The organism is Pseudoalteromonas sp. N1230-9, assembly GCF_032716425.1.
Classification (GTDB): domain Bacteria; phylum Pseudomonadota; class Gammaproteobacteria; order Enterobacterales; family Alteromonadaceae; genus Pseudoalteromonas.
On record NZ_CP090419.1, the window covers coordinates 1,490,001 to 1,509,764 of the forward strand.

A 19,764-nucleotide genomic window follows, 5' to 3' on the forward strand; every position below is an offset into this window, starting at 1 on the left:
GACTCAGTGAAATTGAAATCGCAGTGAAGATGCTGTGTACCCGCGGCTAGACGGAAAGACCCCGTGAACCTTTACTACAGCTTGGCACTGAACATTGACCCTACATGTGTAGGATAGGTGGGAGGCTTTGAAGCAGAGACGCTAGTCTTTGTGGAGCCGTCCTTGAAATACCACCCTTGTAGTGTTGATGTTCTAACGTTGGTCCCTGATCGGGATTACGGACAGTGCCTGGTGGGTAGTTTGACTGGGGCGGTCTCCTCCCAAAGAGTAACGGAGGAGCACGAAGGTTGGCTAAGTACGGTCGGACATCGTACGGTTAGTGTAATGGTAGAAGCCAGCTTAACTGCGAGACAGACACGTCGAGCAGGTACGAAAGTAGGTCATAGTGATCCGGTGGTTCTGAATGGAAGGGCCATCGCTCAACGGATAAAAGGTACTCCGGGGATAACAGGCTGATACCGCCCAAGAGTTCATATCGACGGCGGTGTTTGGCACCTCGATGTCGGCTCATCACATCCTGGGGCTGAAGTCGGTCCCAAGGGTATGGCTGTTCGCCATTTAAAGTGGTACGCGAGCTGGGTTTAGAACGTCGTGAGACAGTTCGGTCCCTATCTGCCGTGGGCGTTTGAGAATTGAGAGGGGTTGCTCCTAGTACGAGAGGACCGGAGTGAACGAACCGCTGGTGTTCGGGTTGTCATGCCAATGGCACTGCCCGGTAGCTACGTTCGGAACTGATAAGCGCTGAAAGCATCTAAGCGCGAAGCAGGCCTCGAGATGAGTTCTCACTAGACTTTTAAAGTCTCTGAAGGGCCGTTGAAGACTACAACGTTGATAGGCAGGATGTGGAAGTGGTGTGAGCCATTAAGCTAACCTGTACTAATTACCCGTGAGGCTTAACCATACAACGCCAAACGCGTTTTGTGGCAGCGTAACAGACAGAAGTTAAGAAACTAAAGTAGAATTTACTTAAAATCAGCATTCCGAATTTAGTAGTCGCGATTTTATATCGCGCTTACAACAGAATACGCTTGGTGACAATAGCGTTTTGGACCCACCTGACCCCATGCCGAACTCAGTAGTGAAACGAAACAGCGCCGATGATAGTGTGGCATTTGCCATGTGAAAGTAGGACATCGCCAGGCTCCTAATTCAGTCGAAAGACTTTAAATTAAAAATAATAAGAAAATCAAACAGAATTTTCTTGGTGACAATAGCGTTTTTGACCCACCTGACCCCATGCCGAACTCAGTAGTGAAACGAAACAGCGCCGATGATAGTGTGGCATTTGCCATGTGAAAGTAGGACATCGCCAGGATCCCAATTAAAGAAACCCGTTGCAGCAATGCAGCGGGTTTTTTGTGCGTGTCGCTGCGCTCTATTCACGAACAGAGAGCCCATGCCGCGGGATAAACCCGCGGCTACGCGACAAGGCCAGCCCAAGACGTTTGTCGTCGCGATTTTATATCGCGCGCTATCCTCATTGTCAGCTACCATTCATTAAATTAACTTTGCTTTGTGTATGGCTTTGATTTAGGATCAAAACAGTTTAAAAGCAAGAACTAATGGCCTGTGTCTAGATTACTTATTTGTTTATTATTATTTTTTTCGAGTGCTTCAACTTTTGCTGTTGAGGTAACTAATCTATATCAAGATACCCTTAAAGTTGCAGACAAATCACGCGATGCTCGTTTAGCAGCAAGTCGTGAAGCACTGCTTAATGTGCTGGTTAAGGTCAGCGGTGATACAAGTGCGGATCAAAACCCTCTTGCTAAACAGCGCACCCGCGATATTTCAGATTATATGCTTAAGTTTGAATATGACGAAAAAGCAGACGGTAGTTTAAATCTGGTCGTTAAGTTTGAAGCGAATAAGATTAATGCACTGATCAAAGATCTCGGTCTGCCATTATGGGGTACACGCCGTCCTTTGGTGGCTATCTGGTTAGGTATTGAAGATAACTGGCGCCGTGAACTGGTTACTCAAGAATCATATCCGCAGCTTGAACAGTTAATTTATGATAAAGCAGGTGAGCGTGGTTTACCTGTCGTTGTTCCTTTGCTTGATTTACAAGACCGCTCAATTGTAGGTATCCCAGAGGTATGGGGTAATTTTTCTGAGCCTGTAGAGCGTGCGTCGAGTCGTTATAGTGCAGAGCGCAGTATTACTGCAAGAATGTATCAACAGCAAGACTCAGAAACGTGGATCCTTGATTGGCGTTTTACTAATGATGACCTCTTTGAAACGAATCGGCTGGTAGGTGACAAGCAACAGATTGTTGCCGATATGGTCGATAGTTTAGCCACAGGCTTGGCATTCGAGTATGCGATAGATCCTACTACGATTGGCCAACTTGCATCAGCAAAATTTTATTTGAAGGGTATTAATAACTTTGTTGATATTGAACTTGCAAAACGCCGATTAGCAACCTTGAGTGTTGTTACACGTGTAGAAATTTTGCTACGTACACCAGATATGGTGCAATTCAATGTTAATCACACTGGCAGTATGAATGATTTTAGAAAAGCGCTAGAACTTGATAGTGCCTTTAAAGCCTATGAGGACCCTCGAGATTTTTATCAAGTTATTAATCAAGACGAACTTGAATATCAGTGGCAGGGGCTTTAATTCTAGTGCAAGAACCTATGCAAATGGCACTGCCGGTTACGTTGCCTGATGATGAAACGTTTACGTCTTATTTTGGTGGCGAGAATTCTCTTGAGGTTAGTCATCTTAAAGATGCATTTACAAAACTAAGTAGTAAATTCCAATATACTTACTTATGCGGTCTAGGTGATTCTGGTAAGTCTCACTTGTTGTACGCAACCTGTATTGACGCCCAAGAGCGTGGTTTGTCAACGATGTTACTGTCTATGAGAGAGGTGATTGATTACGGGCCTGTCGTTCTGGATGGCTTGGAGACTCTTGATGTTTTATGTATCGATGACGTTCATTTAGTGGCTGGCAATGATGCGTGGGAAAAAGGGTTATTTAACTTTTTCAATCGCTTTAATGAGCCAGGTAAATACTTGGTTGTTACTGCCGATCTATTACCTGATATGCTGCATATCAATTTACCTGATCTTGTATCGCGTTTGAAATGGGGCACGACATTGCAAATACGCTCAATGAGTGACGATGACAAAGCTGAAGCACTCGTTCGCCGTGCTCACATGCGCGGCCTTGAACTGACCGATGAATGCGCGCGCTTTTTATTAACGCGATTAAGCCGTGATATGCGCGCACTACTCGATGTTTTAGATAAACTTGACCATGCCTCTATGGCTGCACAAAGAAAATTAACAATTCCTTTTATAAAATCAACGTTAAAGCTTTAGTAGGGCTAGAATCTAGTCCTTGCTTTCAGTTATCATTAGCTATTACAAAATCCTTCTGTGAAAGACCAGGTACTCAATGAACTTAGAAAATATTTTAGCGCAAGCACTCGAGGCTGTAGCCAGTGCGAATGAAATCGCGCAATTAGAAGATATCAGGGTTAATTACCTTGGTAAAAAAGGTGAAATCACCAACTTACTTAAAACGCTAGGCAAGATTGCTCCTGAAGAGCGTAAAGAAGCGGGTCAAGTGATTAACCAAGCAAAACAAGAAGTACAAACAGCCATTAACGAAAAGCGTGAGTTACTAGCAAGTAAGGCTCTTGAAGAGAAACTAGCGGCAGAAACAATCGACGTAACTTTACCAGGTCGTGTTATGCCAACAGGTGGCTTACACCCAGTAACTCGTACTATTGAACGTATTGAAAGCTTTTTTGGTGAGTTAGGTTTTGCGGTTAAATCAGGTCCTGAAGTTGAAGATGATTTTCATAACTTCGATGCGCTAAATATTCCTGAGCACCACCCAGCGCGCGCTGATCACGATACTTTCTATTTCAACCCTAAGCTTGTGTTACGTACACAAACCAGTGGCGTACAAATCCGTACGATGGAAACTGAGCAGCCACCACTGCGTATCATCTCTCCAGGTCGTGTTTATCGTAACGATTATGACCAAACACACACGCCTATGTTCCACCAAGTGGAAGGCTTAATGGTTGATACAGATGTAAGCTTCACTGAGTTAAAAGGTATTCTGCACGACTTTTTACGTAACTTCTTCGAAGAAGATATGGAAATTCGTTTCCGTCCTTCTTACTTCCCATTTACTGAGCCATCAGCTGAGGTTGATGTTATGGGTAAAAACGGCAAGTGGTTAGAGGTATTAGGCTGTGGCATGGTTCACCCTAACGTTCTTAAATCAGTGGGTATTGATCCAGAAAAATACACAGGCTTCGCATTCGGTATGGGTGTTGAGCGTTTAACCATGTTGCGTTACGGCGTGAATGACTTACGTGCATTTTTCGAAAACGATTTAAAATTCCTAAACCAGTTCCGTTAAGAGTGAAGATATAAAATGAAATTTAGTGAAAAGTGGTTAAGAGAGTGGGTTAACCCAGCAATCGACACACAGGCTCTTTCGGAACAGTTATCAATGGCTGGTCTTGAAGTTGACGGTGTTGAGCCTGCAGCAGCAGAGTTCACAGGCGTTGTTGTTGGTGAAGTGGTTGAGTGTGGTCAACACCCTGATGCTGATAAATTACGTGTGACTAAAGTAAACGTAGGTGGTGATGAGCTACTTGATATCGTGTGTGGTGCACCTAACTGCCGCCAAGGTTTAAAAGTCGCTGTTGCGACTGTTGGCGCTGTATTGCCTGGCGACTTCAAAATCAAAAAAGCCAAACTTCGTGGTCAACCTTCACACGGCATGCTGTGCGCATTCGTTGAATTAGGTATCAGCGAAGAAGGCGATGGCATCATGGAATTACCAAGTGATGCGCCAATCGGTACTGATTTACGTGAATACTTAAGCCTTGATGACAACATTATTGATGTTGACTTAACACCAAACCGTGGTGATTGTTTAGGTATTAAAGGTCTAGCGCGTGAAGTGGGCGTATTGAATAGTGTTGATGTAAATACACTTGAAATCGCACCAGTTGCTGCAACGATAGATGACAAAGTATCGATTGAGCTTGTAAATGATGAAGCGTGTCCTCGTTATTTAGGCCGTGTAATCAAAGGTATTAACCTTGATGCAGAAACACCACTTTGGATGGTAGAAAAGCTGCGTCGCAGCGGTATTCGCTCAATTGACCCTGTTGTTGATGTAACAAACTACGTGTTATTAGAGCTAGGTCACCCAATGCACGCATTTGATTTAAATGCGATTGAAGGTGGTATCAAAGTACGTAGCGCAAACGCGGGAGAAGAGTTAGTTCTGTTAGATGGCAACACAGCTAAACTAAACGAGTCTACGCTTGTTATTGCTGATCACAACAAAGCGCTTGCTATTGCAGGTATTTTTGGTGGTGAAAAGTCTGGTGTAACTGAAGCAACCTCAGACATCTTATTAGAAAGTGCATTCTTTAACCCGGTAGCGATTGCAGGTCAAGCACGTAGCTACGGTTTGCACACGGATGCGTCACACCGCTACGAGCGTGGTGTTGATTTTGCGCTGCAAAAAGATGCAATGGAACGTGCGACAGCATTATTACTTGAGATTGTTGGCGGTGAAGCAGGCCCTGTTGTTGAAGCCGTAGCAACATACAAACTACCAAAAGTAACAGAAGTGCGTTTACGTCGTGAGCGCTTAGACCGCGTAATTGGTCACCACATTGATGATGCAAAAGTCACTGACATCCTAACGCGTTTAGGTTTAGACGTGAAAATTGTTGATGGCGTATGGAGTGCTGACGTACCTAGCTATCGCTTTGATATTCGTATCGAAGAAGATTTAATTGAAGAAGTTGCGCGTGTTTACGGCTATAACAGCATTCCAAACGTTGCACCAACTGCTAAATTAAAAATGACTAACCATGATGAGTCGCATGTTGCGGTCACTAAATTCCGTAATACGCTTGTAACGCGTGGTTACCAAGAAGCAATTACCTACAGCTTCGTTGATCCAAAAGCACAAGCAATTTTACACCCGCAAAGTGATGCACTTGTATTGCCACACCCAATTTCAGTTGAAATGTCAGCAATGCGCGTGAGCTTAATGCCGGGTCTATTAGCATCATTAGTGTATAACCAAAACCGTCAGCAACCACGTGTCCGTTTATTTGAGCACGGCTTAAAATTCTTACGTGACGAAAATGCTGAAAACGGCGTAAACCAAGTTGCTGTCATTGGTGGGGTAATCTCTGGTCTTGCACACGGTGAACATTGGGTTCAAGAAAAGCGTAGCGTTGATTTCTATGACTTAAAAGGTGATGTTGAAGCACTTTTAGCAATTAGCAATGATGCAGCACGTTTTGAGATAAAAGCAGAGCAGTCTGATGGCCTACACCCAGGTCAATCGGCAGTAATTTATTCTGATGGCAAGAAAGTAGGTTTCTTTGGTGCAGTGCATCCACAAGTGCAAAAGTCACTAGATATCAATAACACAGCATTTGTGTTTGAAATCGAAATGTCTGCACTAGAAAAAAGAAAATTACCAGAAGCTGTGGCTGTGTCGAAATTCCCGTCAAACCGCCGTGATATCGCGATTTTAGTGGAAGATCAGGTGAAATCTGGCGATATTTTAAACGTGATAGAAAAAGTTGGCGGAAATCAATTGGTTGACCTAAACTTATTCGATGTGTATAAGGGCAAAGGTATTGAGCCAAATTATAAGAGTTTGGCGATTGCTCTAACACTACAAGCGGTTGATAGAACGCTCGAAGAGAAAGATATCAATCAGGTAGTTGATAATGTGGTGGCCGCACTGGCCGAACAATTTAACGCATCGTTGAGGGACTAGATATGGCGCTTACTAAAGCCGACATAGCTGAACACCTATTTGAAAAACTCGGGATTAATAAGAAAGATGCCAAAGATTTAGTTGAAGCGTTTTTTGAAGAAATCCGCTCAGCGCTAGAAAAAGGTGAGCAGGTTAAGCTCTCTGGATTTGGTAACTTTGATCTTCGAGATAAGAAAGAACGTCCAGGCCGTAATCCGAAAACAGGCGAAGATATCCCTATTTCGGCACGCCGAGTGGTAACTTTTAGACCCGGTCAGAAGTTAAAAACTCGCGTTGAAGTTGGCACAAGCAAATCAAAATAAAAAAAGGCAGCGTTAGCTGCCTTTTTTATTTCTTTTTGCTGTTTAAAAATCACGAGGGGACACAAACTGACCTGCTTGGATACTGTCGTAGGTTTGTTGTGCTAAATCATCTAAGCTTTCTAGGCTCTTACCTGAGGCTGTTAACTTATGTTCGATTGGTAAAATATCAACATTTTCGTAGCCAGATAACTGCGCAACCCGTGCGAAAGTATATGCGTGCTTGTATTTTTCATGTTTATAAAACAAGCTGACTAAAGTTGGGTAGATCTCAGGATTTGGGGTTTCATCTGCCTTATTGAGTTCTAATGTTTTGTAAAGCAAGTCGATTGTTTTTTCATCATCAAACTTTACATAATAACTGGCAAGGAAAAATTGCATTTCAGCATTTTCAGTGACACTTTTATCATTTTCTAGAGCAAGTAATTTAGTTAACGCAGATTGGTCATTATTGCGTGACCAGTGATAGTAAAGAAGGCCTGGGTGTTTGGTGTCTTTAGTATCTTGAAAGATACGGGTCATTTCCTTAATGCTCGTCAAGTGGCCTTCAACTCGTGAGGTTGTTTTTTCTTTTAGTTTTATATGCTCAATCTTTGCTGCTAACGACACGCATTGGTCATACTTTTCAAAGCCTTTTAAAAGCTGATACTTATTTTCATCGGTAGGCGACTTATATTCAATATAACGTTGCATGATGACGTCTTTGCGTTGCTCTTTACAGTGGCTATCTTTATTTAGGTCATTACAAAAGCCAGGGGTTTCTTCACACACTTTGGCCAGTGTCAGCGGATCTTCGCACCCAGTTAATGCCAGTAAACCAAGCAGCAGGCTTGCTCTTAATAACATTCCTTAACCTCAAGTTAATAAATACTACTTTATTCTAGCGCAATGAATTGATCTGTAACAGTGGAGAATCAGTTGAGTTTAAATTAGAATACCCGTGCCAGAGATGTGCTGCTCTCAAATCACAGTACATTTTTATGGCTATCCGTTCAAAATTGTTTAATTAGGTAAAAAAAATGACCTCATCTCACGAGTTAGAATACACAAACAGCTGGCAAGAACGTCAAGACTACGCAGAAAGCATGCAACCAATTATTGGTAAGCTTTACCGTAGTCGTGGTATCGAAATTGCTGTATATGGCCGTCCTCTCGTTAATGCCAGTACAATCGATATCATCAAAGCACACAAAACAGTTGCTCAGTTTGAAGGTACAAAACTACGTTTACGTGAAAGCTTCCCATTTCTTGAAGCGATTAGCAAAATGGACTTAAACTCAGCACGTATCGATATTGGTAAACTAGCGTATGGTTATTTATTTAATGATGCAGCTAAAGGTCGTTCAGTTGAAGAGTACCTAACTGACGAACTGGCGGAAATCGCTAATGCAGAGCGAAAAGAGCCGCGTGATGTTGTGTTATATGGCTTCGGTCGTATCGGTCGTTTATTAGCGCGTCTATTAATTGAGAAGTCAGGCCCTTATGCTGATTTACGTTTACGTGCAATCGTCGTACGTGGCGGTAAAGACGGCGACCTAGAAAAGCGCGCAAGCTTACTGCGTCGTGACTCTATTCACGGTCCATTCAATGGCTCTATTACAATTGATAAAGAGCGTAATGCAATTAAAGCTAACGGTAGTTACATCCAAGTTATCTACGCTAACTCACCAAGCGAAGTTGATTACACAGCTTACGGTATCGAGAATGCACTTGTTGTCGATAACACAGGTATCTGGAAAGACGAAGCCGGTCTTGGTCAGCATTTAGAAGCGAAAGGCGCTGCAAAAGTATTATTAACTGCACCTGCTAAAGGCAATATTAAAAACATCGTATACGGTGTAAACAACCAAGATATCAAACCTGAAGATAAAATTGTGTGTGCAGCAAGCTGTACAACCAATGCTATTACGCCTACGTTAAAAGCGCTTAACGATAAATTTGGTATCAAGAATGGTCACGTTGAAACAGTTCACTCGTACACAAATGACCAAAACTTAATTGATAACTACCATAAAGCTGAGCGTCGTGGTCGTGCTGCTGCACTTAACATGGTTATCACATCAACGGGTGCTGCAAAAGCGGTTTCTAAAGCGTTACCTGAGCTTGAAGGTAAACTAACTGGTAATGCGATCCGTGTTCCTACACCAAACGTATCGATGGCTATCTTGAACTTAAACCTTGAAAAAGGTACAACTGTTGAAGAACTAAATGCGTTCTTACGTGAAACAGCACTTTACTCAGATCTTCGTGACCAAATCGATTACACAGCGTCAACTGAAATCGTATCTACAGACTTAGTGGGTAGCCGTTACGCAGGTGTTGTTGACTCACAAGCAACAATCGTAGATGACAACCGTGTTGTGCTTTACGTTTGGTACGATAATGAGTTTGGTTATAGCTGTCAGGTTGTACGTTGTATGCGTGACATGGCTGAAGTAACTTTCCCAAGCTTACCTCGCTAATAGCTAAAAAATAAATAATATAGAAGCCAGCATTATGCTGGCTTTTTTAGTCGTGAAAGTGTTTGCAAATTTTCTGCATGTGATAGGCTGTGCTACGTCTACACCATATTACTAACAAAACGTTCTACATAAGAGCGTTGACTTAATTCTTAACTAACAAGCGAGTAGCTAAGAATTATTTTTAACCAATAGGTTTATAGAATGAAAATCACCAGCAATTTTGACAGTGGTAATATCAAGGTTATTGAAGCCGTTGATCCGCTGAATATTCAATTAGAAATTAATAAAGACAATCAGTCTGATTTTTTCCAGTGGTTTCACTTTCGTCTTGAAACAACGCCGTTTCAAAACCATAAATTACACATTAATAACCTAGAAAACTCAGCGTATCCAGACGGCTGGGAAGGTTATCACGCTGTTGCATCATACGACCGTCAAACGTGGTTTCGTGTTCCTTCTGAGTACGCCGATGGCACGCTATCTTTTGAAGTTGAACCTGAGTGTGGCAGCATATATTTTGCTTACTTTGCACCATATAGCTATGACCGTCACTTAGATTTACTTGCATGGGCACAAAGCCAACATGCATGTGAACTAGAAACATTAGGTGAAACACTTGATGGTCGCGACATGAGTGTATTGCGTGTAGGTATCCCAAGTGAGGATAAAAAGAGCATTTGGGTCACTGCACGCCAACACCCAGGTGAAACGATGGCTGAGTGGTATGTTGAAGGTTTACTTCATAAACTACTTGATGATGAAGACCCACATGCCGCTGCACTCTTATCTAAAGCGGTGTTCTACATTGTGCCAAACATGAACCCAGATGGTAGCGTTCGTGGTCATCTGCGTACCAATGCTAAAGGCGTGAACTTAAATCGTGAATGGCAAACGCCAAGCATGGAAAATAGCCCTGAAGTATTTTTAGTGCTAAATAAAATGCGTGAAACAGGCCTTGATATGCACCTAGATATTCATGGTGACGAAGCTATTCCATATAACTTTGTTGCGGGCAGCGAAGGCATTCCGGGATACGATGACCGCTTAAAAGATTTAGAAGATAGCTTTAAAGCTGCGCTTTTAACAGTGACACCTGAATTTCAAGATGAGCACGGTTATCCAAAAGATGAGCCGGGTCAGGCTAACTTAACGGTAGGTTCTTCGGCTGTTGCCCATGAGTTTAATGCATTAGCGTATACGGTAGAAATGCCATTTAAAGATAACGATGATTTACCAGATCCTGATTACGGTTGGTCAGATCGTCGCTCGTATCAATTTGGTCAAGATACGTTAGCGGCCATCGTGAACGTGGTCGATAAACTAAGATAACGCACATTACGGGCATCAGCAAAACTGATGCCCGTAATTGTATCTACTGATAAAAGTTTCAGCGGTGCATACGAATGACACAATGAATGTTAATTAAAGTCACGTACACGTCATTTTGAAAATTAACTGTTAACAAAGATGGGGTGTTTAAGTTAATATTCAATACGTTTCGCTGAGACGTTATTAAATTTTATTAATATTTCTCACACTTATATGTCGCGTATTCTCACAAGCTCACGCAGAGTATCGTAACTAACAATAAAAAATATCATCATAGAGGATATCCATGGAAGCTCTTGTAAGCGCCGTCAATGACATAATCTGGAGTAATGCACTCATTTACTTATGTCTAGGTGCAGGTCTATTTTATTCCGTTTTAACCCGTTTTGCTCAAGTTAGACATTTCAAAGAAATGTGTAAGTTATTGCTAAGTTCTAATAACTCAGATACCGGTATTTCATCATTCCAAGCGCTAGCTGTTTCATTATCTGGCCGTGTTGGTGTGGGTAATATTGCTGGGGTTGCTGCGGCAATTGGCTTCGGTGGGCCTGGTGCTATTTTCTGGATGTGGGTTGTGGCCTTTTTAGGGGCGAGTACAGCCTATGCAGAGTCTACCCTTGGCCAAATTTATAAATCTGAAGAAGACGGTCAGTATCGCGGTGGTCCAGCGTATTACTTTGACCGTTGCTTACAGCAAAAGTGGCTAGCTGTATTATTTGCCGTATCAGCTATTGTTGCCTGTGGCGTATTCTTACCTGGCGTACAAGCAAATGCGGTAGGTAATGCATTTACGCAAGTGTTTGGTGAAGGCACACTGGTTAACACAAGTTTTGGTGAAGTAGGTAGTTTTAAGTTAGTTGCACTGGCTATCATTTTAATCGTGCTTGCGTTTATTATTTTTGGCGGTATAAAACGTATCGCAAACTTCACACAAATCGTGGTGCCATTTATGGCATTAGGTTACATCGTACTTGCTTTAATCGTGGTATTTTTAAATCTGGATAAAGTGCCTGGTATCTTCTCAATGATTTTATCTGATGCATTCACAGCGCAAGCAGGTTTTGGGGCTGCAATTGGCTGGGGTGTTAAACGTGGTATCTATTCAAACGAAGCAGGTCAAGGTACGGGCCCCCACGCAGCATCTGCGGCAGAAGTTGATCATCCAGCCCAACAAGGCTTAGTACAAGCATTTTCTGTTTACGTGGATACAATCTTTGTGTGTACTGCAACAGCATTAATGATCCTTATCACTAAGCAATATAATATTGTTGGTGAATTACCTGCGGGTCAATTTATTGTGCAAAATGTTGATGCAGCTACGGAAGTAGGCTCTGCAGCCTTTACCCAAATGGCACTATTTAGTGTATTTGGTGGTTTTGGTGAAGCATTTGTTGGTATTGCGTTGTTCTTCTTCGCATTTACTACAATCCTTGCTTATTACTATATTGCAGAAACTAACGTTGCTTACTTAAACCGTTATTTTAAAGGTAGCATTCCATTAGTTGTCGTTAAAGTGGTTATCATGTTCATGGTTGCTTACGGTATGGTGAATAGCTCTGGCTATATTTGGGCAATTGGTGATATTGGTGTTGGCTTAATGGCTTGGATTAATATTGTCGGTATCTTAGCCATTTTCTTTGTCGCCAAACCAGCACTCAACTGTTTACGTGATTATGAAGATCAAAAGAAAGCGGGTGGTGAAATTACTTTTGATCCAGTTAAGTTAGGCATCAAAAATGCGATCTTTTGGGAAAAGCGTTTAGCAGATAAGGCTAAAGAAAAAGAATAAATCGTATTTCCAAGATGAGTTTGATGATTGCAGTTTTCGAATCTTCACAATTGAATGAAATTCAAATAAGACATCGACTCATAAAACGAGTACAATAAAGGGCGCCTTAAGGCGCCTTTTTTATGCGTAGTATGGAGAAAGATATGGCGATTATTAGTTGCCCGCAATGTGCAAAATCAATATCTGATAAACATAAGCAGTGTCCGCATTGTGAATGCCAAGTCACCGATCTTAGCAATGAACAAATGCAACAAATGCAAAAAGAAACGCGCATTCGTAAACAACAAAAGTTTATGAATCACTCTTTCCTCGCACTGATTTTATTTTTAGGGGGCTTTTTCTGTTATTACTTTATGCACCCCGAAGCAAAGTCTCTTGAGTGGTATGCCTATTCAGCGGCAATGGCTGTAGGTTTTGTTTGGTATCTCGTTAGCCGCATCTATTTAGTAGTTTTGAAAAAGAAAAAGTAACATGAATATTGATCACATAGTTAAAAATATCACCCCAGACGTATTTGAGCGTCTTCAGTACGGCGCCTCAACAGGTAAATGGCCTGATGGCACACCATTAACTGAAGAGCAAAAACAACAAACCGTTCAGCTCGTGATGCTTTACCAAGCTAAAGTTTCGCAAACCAATGAGCAATTTACCATTGGTGAAAATGGTGAAATGGTGCAAAAGAGCAAAGCTCAATTGCAAAAAGAATTCGCATCAGAAAATGAAATAGCTAGGTTTAGTGAAAATGATCTTTAAACACCTGTTTACTCCGAAATGGAAGCACCCTAAAAACCAAGTTCGTTTGGCAGCCGTTGAACGACTTGATACCGAGCGCGATCTCAGCATCTTAAATAGTATTGCACTGGAAGACAGTTCTGCAGAGATCCGTAAAAAAGCCTTGAATAAAGTGAATGATATCGTTTTGTGGTGGCAGGTGTATAAGCAAGATCAAGCGCTGAAAGAGCTTGCCGAGCAGCACATCAATCAAGCTGTTTTAAACACTGACAGTCAATTAGATGTAAACATTAAAAATGAATTTATCGAGCGTTATGCGCCTGTTAAAACACTAGAGAAGTTAGCATTTGCAGAAAAGGAAGTGCAAGTTCGCGTTAAATTATTAAAGCGTTTAGCCAATGCTAACTTGATTGATAAAGCATTTAAAGAAGGCAGTGAAGAACTACAAGCTCAGCTTGTTGAGTTGGTTATCAATCACCAGTTAGCAAAATCATTATTAAAGCATGCCAAAGGGAAAGCTCAACAGCAGCTAGCCACTCACCTTGAAAACGAACGTTTAGCTATTGAAATGCCAGCTAAAGTTGAGGCAGATACACGCGTTGTGTTGGCCAAATTAAATGCATTACGTGATAAAACTGATTTTCAACTGGTATCTCAACAACATGCTGATTTGTTACAGCAATGGCAGGCGATTGAACTTAAGTGGTTGAATGAAGAACAAGTTAAAGCGCTTGATAAAAAATACATAGCGATCACTCAAAAGTTAGATGTTCACCTTGCTTCGCTTCGTAATGAATATGAAATTGCTCAACAATTATTATTGGAGCAACAGCGCCAAGTACTCGCACTGGCAACACTTGAAGCGTTATCAGAAGAGATTGAGAATGCTCTACAGCTTGGGATGGAAGCGCCTGAGCAAATCCAACAAGATTGGTTAGAAGCGAAAGTAGTACAAGCAAAAGAAGCACTCACTGAAACAAAACTAACTGATAATCAAACTGTTCGTGATGTTAAAAAGCGCTTAGAGAGTTTGTTTGAGCAGGTAGAGCAATTACCAACACTTGTTACCTCGATAGCTGAATACAAACAAGCGTTTGAAACGTTATCTGCGATTGAACCAAGTGATGATGAAGCACTGTTTGATGAGCGTCAGCGAGAGTTTAAAACACAGCAAAAAAATGCTCGTCAAAAATTATCTAAGATCCCTTCGCGATTACAAGGTAGTTTAAAAGCAGCCTTAACAGCACGTGTTAACATGTGGCAAGAAGCAATGGCGCCACTTACGACAAAATTGACTAAAAATCAGCAAGCCGCTAAGCGAAAAGCACGAGATGTTAAACGTTTGATTGAACAAGGTCGTTTTAATATTGCATTTGGTGTTTTTAAAGGATTCGAAGAACTATATAACACGCTAACCGAGTCTTATAAGCAACCTCTTGATTCACTTAAATCTGACCTTGAGTCGCAATTAGCAGAAGCAAAAGATTGGCAAAAATACGCATCTGCACCAAAGCGTGAAGCACTACTTAAAGAAGTGAGTGAATTAGCGGCAGCAGAATGTACTGACCCTAAACAACGTGCAGAGCAAGTTAAACAGTTGCGTCGACGTTGGAATGAATTAGGGCGTCTTGATACAGAACAAGAGAAACGCCAAGGTGAACAATTTGATCAGCAAGTAGAGTTACTGTTTGCGCCGTGTCGTGAGTACTTTGCTGAGCAAGAGCAACAGCGTGAGCAAGCTAAATCACAGCGTGTTGATATTATCTCACAAATGCAACAGCTAAATGAATTGGATACTCAGTCTGATGAGTTTGATTGGAAGCAGTTTGAAAGTAAATTTAATCGGATTGCTAAAGCATGGCGTTCTGCTGGTAATGTTGACCCTAAAACGTATCGTGAGTTGCAAGCACAATTTAAAGCTGCGCAGTCGCAAGTGCAAGCTCAACTTATTGCATTCCATAAAGCAAACGCCGAGCAAAAAGCAGCGCTGGTAGAACAAGCTACACAGCTATCACAAATTGATGATTTAGCGGTGGCATGCCAGGAGCTGAAAGAATTGCAACAAACTTGGCAAACAATAGGCTTTGCAGGGATGAAAGCAGAGAACACTTTATGGCAGCAATTTAGACGTGTTAATGATGAGACATTTGCCAAGCGAAGTGCCGAGTTTGAACAGCAAAAGCAAGCACAACAGCAAAATGACGAAGTTATAGCAGAGCAGTTAACTGAGCTTGAATCTGCACTAGAAACAGTGGTTCATCTTGCTCAGCTCAAAGACTTAGCTGCGAAGCTTGCAGAGCTTGAGTATTCGAAAGCGTTATCAACTCGGGTTACTCAGTTAGAAGCGGCGATTACTGCAAAAACAGCGCAAATTAGTAAGCAAGCAGAGCTCTCTAAGCTCAATGCTTTATTTACAGCGCTTGAGAGTAATACTGATATTCCTGCTCAGTTCCAAACGCCATTGACAACCGTATTAAACGCGCAGCAATTGCTAACACGTATTGAAATTTTAGCTGGTGTAGAGTCTGCCGATAGTCAATTACGTATGACTGAGCAAGTTGCGATGCTTGATGATAAGCACCGTGGAGAACAAGCCGATGTTTATCACTACTTGAAACAGCTTCTAGCGGTCAGTGAAGGTTCAGTTTCACCTGACACACTAGCAAGGCTTAAAGCAATATTTGCACAATAACGACTATTTATGAAGCCGCTTAATTAGCGGCTTTTTTCGAGGAAGACCATGAGAATTTTACTATTATTAACTTGCTTACTGTTAGGCGCATGTAAAAGCACAGAGCAAGGCATTTCGGTTTATTCATTCACGAATTCAGAAATTGAAGCGGCTTTATCAAATCAACTACCAAAATTTAAAGAACAAATAAAATTAATGGGGTTACCTGTAGAATTTGCAGTTAACGATTTGAGTGTTAATGTCGGTCCAGAAAAACGTGATGTTATCGTGTTAGGTGCTGATTCAAGCGCTGTTGTAAACGCTTTTGCACTTAAATACCCTGTACGACTAAAGCTTGAAATAGAAGGTAGCCCTTTTTATGACAGTGAGAAAAAAGCCGTGTTCTTACGTAATGTAAAATTGTTAGATACGCAGGTAGATACCGCTGGCTTTAAAGGGAACTTAAGTTTACTTGATGATCAAGCTATGCAAGTAATTAATGGGTTTTTAGCGGTCAATCCAGTTTACAAACTTAATACAAGCGACCCGAAAATAGCTTTACTTAGTAAGTTGCCACTCGATCTGCAAGTAGCACAAGGTGAAATCCGCTTAGTTCCTGCCATGTAACTTTTTAACTAGTAAGAGCACTTTTATAGTGCTCTTTGGCTTTTTTCATTGCTTGTTTTAATGATTATTCGTTGCGATAATGTGTCGTGATATTTCGCGAATAAACATTTTGCTATGATTAAAGAATTTTTAAATGATCCAACACTTTTATTAAATGCTGTAGGTGAAGGGATCTACGGCTTTGATTTATCGGGTAATGCTGTATTCGTCAACCCAGCAGCTGAGCGTATGACTGGCTGGAAAGCAGAAGAACTCCTCGGTAAAAAAATTCACCAATATCATCACCATACTCGAAAAGATGGCTCACCATATCCTGCAGATGAATGCCAAATATATTGCACTATGTTCGATGGTAAACATCGTCACGTAAATGATGAGGTATTCTGGCGTAAAGATGGTAGTTATTTTGCTGTTGAGTATACCTCAACACCCGTTTACAAAAATGACGCCTTGATTGGAGCAGTCGCGATTTTTCGCGATGTCTCAAAGCAGCAGCAAACTGAAGTTGCATTGCGCGATGCTCTGGCCCAAGTTCAGCACTTGTCTGAGCAGTTACAAGCTGAGAACGCCTATCTTATTTCTGAGTTAAATGAAGATTGGCAGGGGTCGGGTTTAGTCGGGCAAAGTCATTCGTTTCAAAGTATGCTTGAGCAAATAACCCTAGTGAGTCAAACGAACAGTACCGTTTTGATTTTAGGTGAAAATGGCACAGGTAAAGAGCTGGTGGCGAGAAACTTACACCGTTTAAGTAGCCGCGCTGAGCAACCATTCATTAAAGTAAATTGCGCGGCATTTTCTGCAAATTTAATAGAATCAGAGTTATTCGGTCATGAAAAAGGAGCGTTTACCGGCGCTAATGAGCGCAGAAAAGGGCGTTTTGAACTGGCTGATAAAGGCACTCTATTTTTAGATGAAGTGGCAGAGTTACCATTAGAAGCGCAAAGTAAGTTACTGCGCGTGCTGCAAGAGCAAGAGTTTGAGCGCGTGGGGGGTAGTCAAACCTTAAAAGTCGATATTCGAGTATTAGCCGCAACTAATCGAAACTTATGGCAAATGGTTGAGCAGGGCAGCTTTCGAATGGACTTATATTATCGCTTAAACGTGTTTCCCATTCGTGTTCCTGCGCTGCGTGAGCGCAAAGAAGACATTCCACTTCTCGCGGCAAACATAATCACTCAGCTTAACAAGCGGTTAGGTAAACAGCTAAAGGGGCTTAGCAAAGCAACGCTCACTAAGTTGTCTAATTATGATTGGCCAGGCAATATTCGCGAGCTACAAAATATCCTTGAGCGTGAAGCTATTTTATCAAAACAAGCTTTGCTACAACTCTCTGCACCTTTGAATAACGAGCAAACAAATGAGCAAGTTGTCTCGCTTGCTGCTGTACAAAAGCAGCATATTTGCGAGGTACTAAAACGGTGTAACGGCCAAATATCAGGTGAAAATGGCGCTGCTACCTTGCTTGGTTTACCCGAAAGTACTCTTAGATCAAAAATGAAAAAGCTGGCTATAAAACGTAATTTCGCGAAATAGCGTGGTTGTTCGCGTTATTTCGCGATTTTGGTTGTTTTAAGTGAAAAAATAGTCATTAATATCAATTATTTAATTTTATTTTGAGTTGGCCTGATAGTTGCTCTGTAAGGTTATTACCGACACAGAAGTAAGTAGCAAAATGAAATTTGATATTAAAGAGCAAGACTTAATCATCAAGCCCTACAACCAAGATGGGCCGATTTATATCCGAGAGCAAAAGGGGCACTTCCAACGTATCCGCCGTTACTTAGGCTGGGTACTGATGTTGACGTTTATCGCCATTCCGTGGATTCAGTATGATGGTCGTCAAGCCGTCTTACTTGACGTAGCAACACAAAAATTTAGCTTGTTTGGGTTAACACTGTTGCCTCAAGATTTTATGATTTTAGCCATGTTATTTATGACAGGTGCTTTTGCATTGTTTTTTGTGACGAACTGGTTAGGCCGAGTTTGGTGTGGTTATACCTGCCCGCAAACAATTTGGATGCTTATGTTCACTTGGGTCGAACATAAAGTCGAAGGGAACCGTAACCAACGAATCAAACTTGATAAATCTCCTTGGTCAGCAAGTAAGTGGCAAAAGAAAATAACCAAGCATGCTGTTTGGCTTGTGATCTCTTTACTCACATCAATGTCATTTATGGCTTATTTTATACCTGCTAAGTCTTTATACATGAGCTTATTCACACTTGAAATGTCAGGGCTTGTTAGCTTTTGGGTTTTCTTGTTCGCTTTTTGTACCTATGGCAATGCGGGATTCTTACGTGAAAAAATGTGTACTGTTGCGTGTCCATATTCACGTTTTCAATCAGTAATGTTTGATAAAGACACGTTAGTCGTTACCTACGATCAGGAGCGAGGGGAATCTCGTGGTGCGCGTAAGCGTAAAGCCGATCCTAAAGAGTTAGGTTTAGGTGACTGTGTAGATTGTAACCTGTGTGTTGAAGTATGCCCTGCAGGTATTGATATACGAAATGGCTTGCAATATGAATGCATAAACTGCGGCTTATGTATCGATGCGTGTGACGATACCATGGAAAAATTTAATTATCCAAAGGGGCTAATAAAATATGCCTCAGAAAAACAAATGGAAGGAAAAACAACAAACCCATTTAGGTTAAAACTGCTTGGGTATGGCGGTTTAACGGCCTTATTTGTGGTTGCTATGGTCGTTTGGGTAGCTATGCGTACGCCAATAGAAGCATCAGTTATTCGTGACCGTAATGCTTTGTATCGTGTTAACTTTGAAGGGCTGGTTGAAAACCCATACACTTTATCAATTATCAATAAAACTCAGCATAGTTTGAGCTATTCAATTGGTATAACTGGTATCGAAGAAGCTAATCTACAGGTGCCAGAAACAATAACGATTGATGCAGGCCAAATGAAGAGGGTGCCTGTTACCGTGGTTGCTGATGGTTATGAATTAAAATCAAAAGTAACGCCAATAAGTTTCCATATTCAAGCGCTTGAAGATGCAGATATAGCGATAACGAAAGAAACAAAGTTTTATAAAAACTAATAACG

At 41.5% G+C, this 19,764-nt stretch carries 15 protein-coding genes and 3 rRNA genes (1 of these 18 cut by a window edge); 17 read left to right on the forward strand and 1 reads right to left on the reverse strand.

Translation table 11 applies throughout. The annotated features are described in order from the left end of the window. The 8 genes from LY624_RS07005 to ihfA form a co-directional block, all read left to right on the forward strand. Positions 1–901: ribosomal RNA gene (locus tag LY624_RS07005) — 23S ribosomal RNA — on the forward strand; it begins 1,982 nt to the left of the window's first position. 126 nt (positions 902–1,027) lie between these two features. Beyond that, positions 1,028–1,142: ribosomal RNA gene (gene rrf / locus LY624_RS07010) — 5S ribosomal RNA — on the forward strand. A 58-nt stretch (positions 1,143–1,200) separates the two neighbouring features. Beyond that, positions 1,201–1,315, forward strand: a 5S ribosomal RNA gene (rrf, locus tag LY624_RS07015). A gap of 254 nt (positions 1,316–1,569) precedes the next feature. Further along, positions 1,570–2,625 (forward strand): DUF2066 domain-containing protein, encoded by a 1,056-nt coding sequence (locus tag LY624_RS07020; protein WP_341804167.1) that lies wholly within the window; start codon positions 1,570–1,572, stop codon positions 2,623–2,625. After that, positions 2,625–3,335, forward strand: coding sequence for a DnaA regulatory inactivator Hda (gene hda, locus LY624_RS07025; protein ID WP_205989508.1), 711 nt, complete (start codon positions 2,625–2,627; stop codon positions 3,333–3,335). The genes LY624_RS07020 and hda overlap by 1 nt, the downstream gene beginning before the upstream one ends. A gap of 76 nt (positions 3,336–3,411) precedes the next feature. Continuing rightward, the gene (gene pheS / locus LY624_RS07030) at positions 3,412–4,392 is read left to right on the forward strand and encodes a phenylalanine--tRNA ligase subunit alpha (RefSeq protein ID WP_062568835.1); all 981 of its coding nucleotides are present in this window, start codon (positions 3,412–3,414) and stop codon (positions 4,390–4,392) included. A 15-nt stretch (positions 4,393–4,407) separates the two neighbouring features. Beyond that, a complete protein-coding gene (gene pheT, locus LY624_RS07035) occupies positions 4,408–6,795 on the forward strand; it encodes a phenylalanine--tRNA ligase subunit beta (protein WP_341804168.1) in 2,388 nt (795 codons plus the stop codon). 2 nt (positions 6,796–6,797) lie between these two features. Further along, positions 6,798–7,097 (forward strand): integration host factor subunit alpha, encoded by a 300-nt coding sequence (gene ihfA, locus LY624_RS07040; protein ID WP_036969033.1) that lies wholly within the window; start codon positions 6,798–6,800, stop codon positions 7,095–7,097. A 42-nt stretch (positions 7,098–7,139) separates the two neighbouring features. Here the strand turns inward: ihfA and LY624_RS07045 are convergent, their stop codons facing one another. After that, positions 7,140–7,940, reverse strand: a complete 801-nt coding sequence (locus tag LY624_RS07045; RefSeq protein ID WP_130149652.1) for a DUF2989 domain-containing protein — start codon at positions 7,938–7,940, stop codon at positions 7,140–7,142. Between the two features lie 173 nt (positions 7,941–8,113). Here LY624_RS07045 and LY624_RS07050 point away from each other — a divergent pair, with 173 nt between their 5' ends. The 9 genes from LY624_RS07050 (at position 8,114) to ccoG (ending at position 19,759) form a co-directional block, all read left to right on the forward strand. After that, a complete protein-coding gene (locus LY624_RS07050; protein WP_130149653.1) occupies positions 8,114–9,556 on the forward strand; it encodes a glyceraldehyde-3-phosphate dehydrogenase in 1,443 nt (480 codons plus the stop codon). Between the two features lie 201 nt (positions 9,557–9,757). Continuing rightward, positions 9,758–10,885, forward strand: a complete 1,128-nt coding sequence (locus LY624_RS07055) for a M14 family metallopeptidase (RefSeq protein WP_341804169.1) — start codon at positions 9,758–9,760, stop codon at positions 10,883–10,885. A 286-nt stretch (positions 10,886–11,171) separates the two neighbouring features. Next, positions 11,172–12,674: an alanine/glycine:cation symporter family protein gene (locus LY624_RS07060; protein WP_341804170.1), complete on the forward strand. Its 1,503-nt coding sequence runs from the start codon at positions 11,172–11,174 to the stop codon at positions 12,672–12,674. A 143-nt stretch (positions 12,675–12,817) separates the two neighbouring features. Then, positions 12,818–13,144, forward strand: a complete 327-nt coding sequence (locus tag LY624_RS07065; protein ID WP_130150085.1) for a hypothetical protein — start codon at positions 12,818–12,820, stop codon at positions 13,142–13,144. Between the two features lies 1 nt (position 13,145). After that, positions 13,146–13,427, forward strand: coding sequence for a YeaC family protein (locus LY624_RS07070; protein ID WP_130149656.1), 282 nt, complete (start codon positions 13,146–13,148; stop codon positions 13,425–13,427). Then, complete coding sequence (locus LY624_RS07075; RefSeq protein WP_341804171.1) at positions 13,417–16,098, forward strand: DUF349 domain-containing protein; 2,682 nt, start codon at positions 13,417–13,419, stop codon at positions 16,096–16,098. Before LY624_RS07070 ends, LY624_RS07075 begins: the two co-directional genes overlap by 11 nt. Before the next feature lie 48 nt (positions 16,099–16,146). After that, a complete protein-coding gene (locus LY624_RS07080; RefSeq protein WP_237118737.1) occupies positions 16,147–16,704 on the forward strand; it encodes a DUF1439 domain-containing protein in 558 nt (185 codons plus the stop codon). A gap of 114 nt (positions 16,705–16,818) precedes the next feature. Continuing rightward, positions 16,819–18,237, forward strand: coding sequence for a sigma-54 interaction domain-containing protein (locus LY624_RS07085; protein WP_341804172.1), 1,419 nt, complete (start codon positions 16,819–16,821; stop codon positions 18,235–18,237). A gap of 139 nt (positions 18,238–18,376) precedes the next feature. Beyond that, complete coding sequence (ccoG, locus tag LY624_RS07090; RefSeq protein WP_341804173.1) at positions 18,377–19,759, forward strand: cytochrome c oxidase accessory protein CcoG; 1,383 nt, start codon at positions 18,377–18,379, stop codon at positions 19,757–19,759. Positions 19,760–19,764 lie beyond the last annotated feature (5 nt).